This is a genomic window from Litorivivens sp. (assembly GCF_041625495.1).
GTDB lineage: Bacteria > Pseudomonadota > Gammaproteobacteria > Pseudomonadales > Spongiibacteraceae > Litorivivens.
Genome location: NZ_JBFJTH010000165.1, coordinates 1 through 8,315, shown reverse-complemented (window position 1 = coordinate 8,315; position 8,315 = coordinate 1). Strand labels below are relative to the sequence as shown.

The 8,315-nt window shown below is 55.5% G+C and carries 8 protein-coding genes and 1 pseudogene; 2 read left to right on the top strand and 7 right to left on the bottom strand.

The window, feature by feature from the left end:
* A pseudogene (locus ABYP39_RS15455) lies at positions 1-583 on the top strand (cobyric acid synthase CobQ); the annotation flags it as partial.
* On the opposite strand, the gene ABYP39_RS15450 reads toward ABYP39_RS15455, so the two are convergent.
* From ABYP39_RS15450 to cobU, 3 genes are read right to left on the bottom strand one after another with little or no spacing between them, the layout of a single operon-like run.
* Positions 580-1,188 carry a histidine phosphatase family protein gene (locus ABYP39_RS15450; RefSeq protein WP_372783422.1) on the bottom strand — a complete coding sequence of 203 codons (609 nt, stop codon included), beginning with the start codon at positions 1,186-1,188 and terminating at the stop codon, positions 580-582. The pseudogene ABYP39_RS15455 and the gene ABYP39_RS15450 sit on opposite strands and share 4 nt — an antisense overlap.
* Positions 1,181-2,227, bottom strand: coding sequence for a nicotinate-nucleotide--dimethylbenzimidazole phosphoribosyltransferase (cobT, locus tag ABYP39_RS15445; RefSeq protein ID WP_372749954.1), 1,047 nt, complete (start codon positions 2,225-2,227; stop codon positions 1,181-1,183). Before cobT ends, ABYP39_RS15450 begins: the two co-directional genes overlap by 8 nt.
* Before the next feature lies 1 nt (position 2,228).
* Positions 2,229-2,741 (bottom strand): bifunctional adenosylcobinamide kinase/adenosylcobinamide-phosphate guanylyltransferase, encoded by a 513-nt coding sequence (gene cobU / locus ABYP39_RS15440; RefSeq protein ID WP_372749955.1) that lies wholly within the window; start codon positions 2,739-2,741, stop codon positions 2,229-2,231.
* 105 nt (positions 2,742-2,846) lie between these two features.
* Here cobU and ABYP39_RS15435 point away from each other — a divergent pair, with 105 nt between their 5' ends.
* Positions 2,847-3,401, top strand: a complete 555-nt coding sequence (locus tag ABYP39_RS15435; RefSeq protein ID WP_372749956.1) for a cob(I)yrinic acid a,c-diamide adenosyltransferase — start codon at positions 2,847-2,849, stop codon at positions 3,399-3,401.
* Positions 3,402-3,406: 5 nt separating this feature from the next.
* Here the strand turns inward: ABYP39_RS15435 and ABYP39_RS15430 are convergent, their stop codons facing one another.
* The 4 genes from ABYP39_RS15430 to ABYP39_RS15415 form a co-directional block, all read right to left on the bottom strand.
* Positions 3,407-4,294, bottom strand: a complete 888-nt coding sequence (locus ABYP39_RS15430) for an ROK family protein (protein WP_372783420.1) — start codon at positions 4,292-4,294, stop codon at positions 3,407-3,409.
* 7 nt (positions 4,295-4,301) lie between these two features.
* Entirely contained in the window at positions 4,302-5,153 is an 852-nt protein-coding gene (gene ampE, locus ABYP39_RS15425) for a regulatory signaling modulator protein AmpE (protein ID WP_372783418.1), read from the bottom strand.
* 4 nt (positions 5,154-5,157) lie between these two features.
* The gene (gene ampD, locus ABYP39_RS15420; RefSeq protein ID WP_372760233.1) at positions 5,158-5,706 is read right to left on the bottom strand and encodes a 1,6-anhydro-N-acetylmuramyl-L-alanine amidase AmpD; all 549 of its coding nucleotides are present in this window, start codon (positions 5,704-5,706) and stop codon (positions 5,158-5,160) included.
* A gap of 124 nt (positions 5,707-5,830) precedes the next feature.
* The gene (locus ABYP39_RS15415) at positions 5,831-8,110 is read right to left on the bottom strand and encodes a DUF1631 domain-containing protein (protein ID WP_372783416.1); all 2,280 of its coding nucleotides are present in this window, start codon (positions 8,108-8,110) and stop codon (positions 5,831-5,833) included.
* Positions 8,111-8,315 lie beyond the last annotated feature (205 nt).

Here is an 8,315-nt window from a genome sequence, read left to right as displayed (position 1 = left end):
TCTGCTACCCGGCACCAAAAACACACGAACAGATATGGCGTTGATGCGCCAGCACGGCTGGGAGAAGGCGGTGCATGCACACCTTCAGCGTGGCAAAAAACTGATGGGGATCTGTGGCGGCTATCAAATGCTTGGCCAGGTCATTCACGACCCATTGGGTATTGAGAGCAGTGCAGGCTCAACCCCGGGGCTGGGTCTCGCAGATTTTGAAACTACCATGACCGCAGAGAAGATTTTGCGCCATACCCAAGGCACCCTGCTGGACGCAATGGCGCGTGGCTACGAAATTCACTGCGGCATCAGTGAAGGTCCGGCACTCGCGCAATATCCCGCGCTGAGCGGCGACTATGGGCCCGATGGATATTTGTCGCCAGACCAGCAGATTCTGGGGACTTATCTGCACGGCGTGTTTGACAGTAAAGCGGCACGCGATGCAATTCTTCGCTGGGCAGGTTTGACGCAAACCTCGGACTTCGACTTTGAAGCGCTGCTGGAGGCCAATCTCGACCGGCTTGCCGATTGTCTGGAAGAACATCTGGATATGTCGCAGATATTCTCGCTAATGCAGCAAGCGAAAACCTAGCCCCGGTGAAAGACCAGCTGGGCCCAGGGCTCAGTTCCCGCCATCTCAAAGATTTTAAAACGAGACATACCAGCATAGGGCACAGACAAGCTGGTGATGGCATCGAGCGGCATCTGCAGCCAGTTCACCATGATCGAACGGATCACCGCACCGTGGGCGACGACCAGAAAATGCTGACCGCGCAACTGTTGCGCCCACTCACCGATTGCGGGCTTTATCCGCTCGTGAAAATCCACCATGGCTTCGCCGTTAGGTGCTACAGCCTGAGAGGGTTTGCCGAAAAAGGCGCGCCATTCTTTGGGATATAGCTCGCGCACCTCAGCAACTTTCTGCCCTTCCCAGTCTCCAAAGTGAATTTCCCGCAGGCGAGCATCCGTGACGACCGGTGTCTCTCGCTCTTCACCCAGCCAGTGGCCAAATTCGCGGCAGCGTCGCAAATCAGAGCACACGATATGCGACCAGCCGGATTCCCCCTGCACGGCGCTGCGCATTTGTTCCCAGCCCTTATCGCTCAGCGCCACATCGGTACTGCCGCGAAAGATCTCGCCCCCTTCGCAGGCGCCGTGGCGCAACAGATCAACCGTGGTTACACGAAACTCAGCCACCGCGACTCACACCCGCTTCATCAAAGCTTGCCATATCCCGGTGCAGGGCGCAGGCGGCCTGCAAGATAGGCAATGCCAACGCCGCGCCACTGCCTTCGCCCAGGCGCATTTCCAGCGATAGCAGCGGTTTTGCTTCCAGTTTAACGAGCAATTTCTCGTGACCGGGCTCTGCCGAACAGTGAGAGAAAAACAGCCACGGCCTGATCGACGGGTTTACCTTGACGGCAGCCATCGCCGCAGCGGTACAGATGTAACCATCGACCATAACCGCAATGCCTCTTTGGGCGGCCCGGATATAGGCTGCTGCCAGGGCGTTTACTTCGAAACCGCCGATACGACGCAGATAATCGGCGCCGGCACGCATGTGCGGAATATGCTTGGACAATGCGCGCGTAACGACGGCAGCCTTTTTAGCTAATCCCTGATCGTTAATACCGGTGCCGCGCCCTACCATTGCCTGAGCGGCGAGCTTGGTATGGGCTACAGCCATCGCCGCGGCGATGGTGCTGTTGCCAATGCCCATTTCACCGCCAATAAACAGATCGATATCACCGGCGGTATCGATGGCCTCTTTGCCCGCTGCCATACACTCTTCAAACTGTCGCTCATCCATCGCTGGACTGTTGCAGATATTTTGCGTGCCGGCAGCGACACGACGGTCTTCAACATTCGGCAGCTCTTCCAGGGAATCAACGGTACCCATATTGAATACCCGAAATGGTACGTTCAGTGTTTTTGCCAACACAGTAATCGCCGCACCACCGGCGGAAAAATTACGGACCATTTCCGAGGTTACCGACTGTGGATAAGCGGAGATTCCCTCAGCGGCTACGCCGTGGTCACCCGCAAAGACAACAATGGCCGGCCGCTCTATTTTGGGGTTTAGCGTTCCCTGATTACCGGCTAACTGGATGGCCACGTCTTCAAGCCTGCCCAGCGAACCCTTGGGCTTGGTAAGGTTATCCTGCCGAGCTCGCGCCAGCGTTATAATCTCTTCATCAGGCGCCGGAGCCTCTTCCAGGTACCACGCTTCTTCCACCTCAATTCTCCTTTAGTGTTATCGCTATACCGGCGACCACAAATTTAACGCGGTCGCACTGTGTCGCCAGCGCCTGATGGAGCCAGCCGCTTTCATCGACAAACTGCCGCGCCAGTGCGTTGACCGGCACTACCCCTTGTCCCACTTCATTGCTGACCAACACAATATCGCCTGGCAGCTCCGGTAGGACTTCTAAAAATTCAAGCTTGGCCTGCTGCCATTGGTCCTCGCCCTGCTCCAGCCAATTGCTCAGCCACAGAGTGAGACAGTCAACCAGAATGCATCGATCTTCACGCGCGTGCTGACGCAAGGCCGTACTAAGCGCAAGCGGCTCTTCAATCGTGAGCCAATGTTGATCCCGATCAGCGCGGTGCCGGGCAATTCTGTCACCCATTTCGCCATCGCGAGGCTGCGCGGTGGCCAGATAAACACGCGCTTTACCGGTTGCGCAAACGGCGGCCTCAGCCAGGCGACTCTTACCCGATCTTGCTCCACCCAGGTAAAATTCAATCACGTGGTTGACCTGCTCCTTCGCGGAATCCGTTACACTACAGCTGCGCCGCAGCAAAGCTGCCTATTCTAACGCAATTTACCGAGCACTCCGCAAAAAGAGGTCAGCATGGGACACCGACTGTCTAAAATCTACACACGTACCGGCGATGACGGAACCACCGGTCTGGGCGATGGCAGCCGTATCGACAAAGATGCACCGCGCATGGAGGCCATTGGCACCGTGGATGAAATCAATAGTCATGTTGGTGTGCTGGTGGCCGCTCTGGCCGACGAGGATGAATACCGCCCGCTGCTATCGCAAATCCAGCACGATCTGTTCGATCTCGGCGGGGAGTTGGCGGTACCCGGTTTTACCCTGATCACCGACGAGCGTATCACCGCGCTGGAAAACGAGCTGGACCGTTTGAACGAATCGCTGCCACCACTGAAGAATTTCATTCTGCCCGGCGGCAATCTCGCGGCGGCCCATTGCCACCTTGCCCGTGTGGTCTGCCGACGCGCAGAACGCTGCGTAATCACGCTGAGCAAAACCGATAGCATCAACGAACCGGTGCGCAAATACCTCAACCGGCTGTCAGATCTGTTGTTTGTTCTTGCTCGACTGATTGCGCGCCGTGATGGCGGCCAGGAAGTGCTATGGCAACCCGCCAATAAATCCTAGCAGCATCAGGCGGCGGGCCATAGCCAAGCCGCGCCGCGCACACCACTGGCGTCGCCGTGTAAGGCTTTTACCACCGACGTCTGACACTCTCGCCCAAAAACACTGCCCGCCAGCTGATTGTTGAGCAATGGATAAAGCGCGTCGATATTGGATAAGCCGCCGCCGAGTACAATGATATCCGGGTCGGCTATATTGATAACCGTTGCAAGGGCTTTCGCCAGCGCCGCGGCATAAGCTTCAATTACCGCAAGCGCGCTGGATTCTCCCTCTTGCGCACGCTGCGCCAGATCATGAGTACTTTCTATTGCAGGGTTGAGCCGTTTTGCGCTGCGCAACAAGCCGCTGCCGCAAAGATAAGTTTCAATACAATCGCTGCTGCCACAGTAACAACGACGATGCTCGTTCGCACCCGGCAGCGGGTTATGCCCCCACTCGCCGCCAAGAAAATTACGCCCCAGCAGCGGCTGATTATCCACCACCAGACCTCCCCCGACGCCGGTACCGAGAATGACACCGAATACGACTTGCTGCCCAGATCCGGCGCCATCCACGGCCTCAGAAAGCGCGAAACAATTGGCGTCGTTGGCGAGCCGCACCTCCCTGTTCAATGCCTGCTCCAGATCGGCCTTTAGCGGCTTGCAGTTGATGACGGTACTGTTGGCGTTTTTCATCAAGCCGGAGTGGATCGATGGCGCGCCGGGCGTGCCAACTCCCACCGTTGCCTGCCTGCCAATCTCGCGCTCAAACTGAGCGACCATACTGGCAATGGCGTCGATGATATTGTCGTAATTGTGGGACGGAGAAGCGACACGCTGCCTGAATAGCGGCGCGCCGGAATCGGCCAATACAACGCCTTCTATCTTGGTGCCACCAAGGTCGATACCAATGCGCACGGTGAGCTCACATCAATTGCAGTAGCGCCAGAAAAACCAACCAGCAGAAGACACTGCGCGATAGAATTTTCTGGGCGCTTCGCAGCTCCGCCTCGGCCTGCTCGGTAAACTGCTGCTCGCTAATGGCTGCACCGATATCACCAGACAATACCGCTGAGCCGGTAACATGCAGCACTTCACCGGCGGGTGATCCATCCACAGCAACCGGTGCCACCGCCTGAATACCGCGTTCGAAATCTCCGACGATTGCGAAGGTTAGCGCCAGTGAACGCGCCGGCAACCATTCAATATAGAAAACCATCTGATCCAGCAGCGACTGTTCGCTGGCATCAGCCCCTATCCTGCTATCCATGATTTTGCAGAGCCGATACAGTAAGGCCGCCGCTGGCCCCAGCAGAACAAACCAAAACACAACAACAAACCAGCGCTCAAAGCCCTCGTAAAAAATGGCACGCCGTACCTGTTCATGTAACTCGGCGGCGTTATGCATTGACGCGCTGCCGTCAAAATCTTCCAGTTGACACGCGTGCTCGTAGGCAGACTCAAGGTCTCCGCGCTGCCAGGCGGCTACATACAAGTCCAACTCGGAGGTAAAATCGCCACGACCTAGCGCGTACAAAAGTACAGCGATGTAAAACAGCAGCAGAGGCAGACCGAAAAGGACGCCGGTCAGCAACCCATCCACTAGAATGACCGCCACAACCGGCAACAGTATGAGGATGGCCAAGCGCCAACGGTGATCTTTGACCGCCTGAAGGCGCCGATAAGTGGAGTCCACCCAATCGTCGCGCTGTATGACGGCACCGTGGCCCCAGACCTGAATGACAATCAGCACCGTGACTACCGCTAGAAATTCCATCGTATCAGCTCAATTCCTTTCTGAAGTAGGCCCAATCAAAAGCGGGCCCCGGATCTGTTTTACGCCCCGGTGCGATATCGCAGTGACCAACAATACGCTGTTTGCCAATTAAAGGGTACTTGCGCTGCAAGGCCTGCGTGACCTGCACCAGCGTCTGATATTGCTGCGCGGTATAACCCACGGTATCGGTGCCCTCAAGCTCGATGCCAATGCTGTAGTCATTGCAGTTGGGACGACCTGCAAATTCAGAGACCCCCGCATGCCAGGCACGGTCATCGAACGAGACAAACTGTGTGGTGTGGCCGCTGCGGTCTATCAATGCGTGCGCGGACACTTCGAGGTCACGCAGATCGGCAAAGGAGGGGTGCGCATCACAATTGAGACAATTACAAAAAAGATCGTGGATATAGCGGCCACCAAAAACACCGGCAGGCAGGCTGATGTTGTGTATGACAAGTAAATCTACCGCCGTGTCGCCAGGGCGCTCACCATAGTTTGGAGAAGGACAATGCTCTACGCCCTGAAGCCACCCGCGGTCATCAATGGAGAACATGCTTGTACCGTATAGTAAAAAGCCCGCGAGCAGCGGCCCTAAAACAGATGTTTATAACAAGCGTCCGTAACCGAGGCTTTCGGCAACCCTCGTATCAGCGAGGCTTGCCGGCAACATCACGACATTAGACCGGCTTGTCTTTCATATCGCGAAGGTTACTGATGACCGACTCCAGCGCCCGATCAAACAACATGCCGTCATCCAGCAGCGCCATCTGATCTGAAGCAAGCTTCGCCACCAGATCGGCCTTCTCATATTCCGCCACTTTCATTCCGGAGCGGTTAACGAAGATATGGCGACCGGTACTGGCAATCACTGCCGCAAGACGACAACGCAGTGTTTTACCTGCTTCTTGTGGTATTTCCACCCAGTTACCCACCTGCAATCGAGCCAGGCGGCGCTCTGCCTCTTCCAGCTCTTTCTCACTGGCAGCGGAGCCCTCTCCCAAAGTCTTTGCCAGCGAAGCATCCAGTGCATCGAGGTCGACTTTCTCAGACGGCGCGTCGTCTACTTTTGTTTTTAGATTCACAGGCGTCCCATCCAAATTTTTATTGTTCTGCTCTTCACCCGGCTCACTCAGTTTGCGCAGCCGATTCAAATGCACAGTTTCCAGTTGTTGCAATTGCTCTTTGAGATCATAGGGGTTGTAGCCCACTTGATTCAAGCCTGATCTCAAATCTTCCAGTATGGTGGGCAACTCCGACAGCAACTTATCACGATGAGCCGCGTTGGCAACCGGCTGAACGCTCCAGATCAGACTGTCTACCAGAGCAACCGATTGCTGCCACGCACCACTGTCCTTACCGTGCTGCACATAGTTCAAAAACAGCACTTTGCTCCAGCCTTCCCGGAGAATCGTTGACAGCGGCTCTGGAACGGCGGTTTGATGCATTTTGAGGTCAAGCAGCTCATCTACTGCCTTACGCGCCTCATCCGCGACTTTCTGACTATCCTGGACATCTTGTAAGCGTTTATTGACGATTTCCGCGCGGCGCTGTTCCTGTTGGAGGTAGACCTTGAATTCCTCCAACGCCTCATCAAAGACTGAAGCCGTTCCATCAGCACGCGACAGCACGTCTTTCACAATGCTTTCTATTTCTACATACAAAGGGTCTTCATCAATATCGCCCTCGGGCTGCCATCCGATACAGGCGTCTGCAATAGTGTTCAACAACAGACGCGCCGGGTGGCCTTCCTTGCTGAAAAAACGCTTATCCAGCATCGCAGCCTTTAGTACCGGGATTTGCAGATGCGCAATAAGGCCACGCATCGGGCTAGCCACACTCTCGTCTTCAAGAATGTACTGAAACAGCAAAGAGACCAGATTGATGACGTCGAAATCGCGCTGCGCCAGCCCCTCTTCAGACTCATTCATGGAGCTATTGCCAATCCCTCGCAGCCGCTCGGCCATATCCGCCGTCAACTGGGTGAATTCACCTGCAAAAACAATTTGCGGACTGGCATGCAACAAGCGCTCGAGCTCAGAGCCCTGCAGCTCCTGCAAAACCGACATCAAGGAGGCACGTGAAATCTGGATCTTGCCAGAATCTCCGGGGGAATTGGCTGCGCTCGCGAACAGGCTTTTCAGTACATCGAACACGGAACCGGAAGATTGCTTCGCCAGCTCATCCACATCCACCACATCGGTGGCTTCAGTCAGTTCAGCAGCCGCTTCAGGCACCTGCTGCGCCAACGGTTCCTCGACACCCTCGGTTTTCTTTACGACAGGGTTAGATTCGATATACAAGCCAGCGGCACGTAGAATTTCAGCCAGCTCCTGGTAAAGCCCACCAAATTCAGACACAACGTGCCGATCAAACAGTTTGAACAGCACCAGCTTGGGTTTGATGCTGATATCCAGATCCCGCGTGGATTTGGCAAAGGCATCACATATTGCCGGCGGCCCCAGCGGGAGCTGGTTTTCGTTCATGGCAATCACTGAACCGTTAGACGCACTCCAGCCTTCAAAACTGGCCATCAGTGACGCGATCGGCTGAACAAAGCGCTTACTGGCCTTGCTGGCCATACTCTCGACCGCCACCTGCTCTTCCATGTCGTCGTAGTCGAGAAGCTCCAGCGGCTTCAGCGTGCTGCCTCCGGTAGACTCACCGGCGCCAACCAGAGCGTGGAAAGGAGCAAAAAGATGGTTGCGGAAATCGTCTTCCAGTCGACGACGGTGCACGCGGATTTCCCGCATGGCTTCAAAATAGAGATTCTGCTCGCTGGCATTGAGGGCGCGATCAGCAAGCTCGAAGAGCGCATCGTCAGCATTATCCAGCAGCTTCTGCATATGGTCTGACAAAAACTGCCACCCACACTCATGGCATGCTGCAAAAATAGCCGGTAGCGAGCCACCCGCATTTTGGCCAGACCGAAGCTGAACAACTTTCTTTTCATTACTCATGTTGCGTCTCGTTTAACTCTGGCCAGCACGACATTGATCGAATGATTTGTAGCACTTGCCAACATCCGACGGTTCACCGCGTCGCTCCGGTCCAAACTGCAGCGAACCTAGTGGAAAGAGTATCCAAGGCCTTAGCTTAGGTCAACTACCACACAAAACACGTTAAGCGTCACATTGCGCCCAGTCGCCTCGCCCCAGAAACATA

Excerpts from the sequence above, each read along its gene's own strand:
- ampD (WP_372760233.1), bottom strand. The coding sequence starts at position 5,706 with ATGTTCTCCATTGATGACCGCGGGTGGCTTCAGGGCGTAGAGCATTGT.
- ABYP39_RS15435 (WP_372749956.1), top strand. The coding sequence starts at position 2,847 with ATGGGACACCGACTGTCTAAAATCTACACACGTACCGGCGATGACGGA.
- ABYP39_RS15415 (WP_372783416.1), bottom strand. The coding sequence starts at position 8,110 with ATGAGTAATGAAAAGAAAGTTGTTCAGCTTCGGTCTGGCCAAAATGCG.
- ampE (WP_372783418.1), bottom strand. The coding sequence starts at position 5,153 with ATGGAATTTCTAGCGGTAGTCACGGTGCTGATTGTCATTCAGGTCTGG.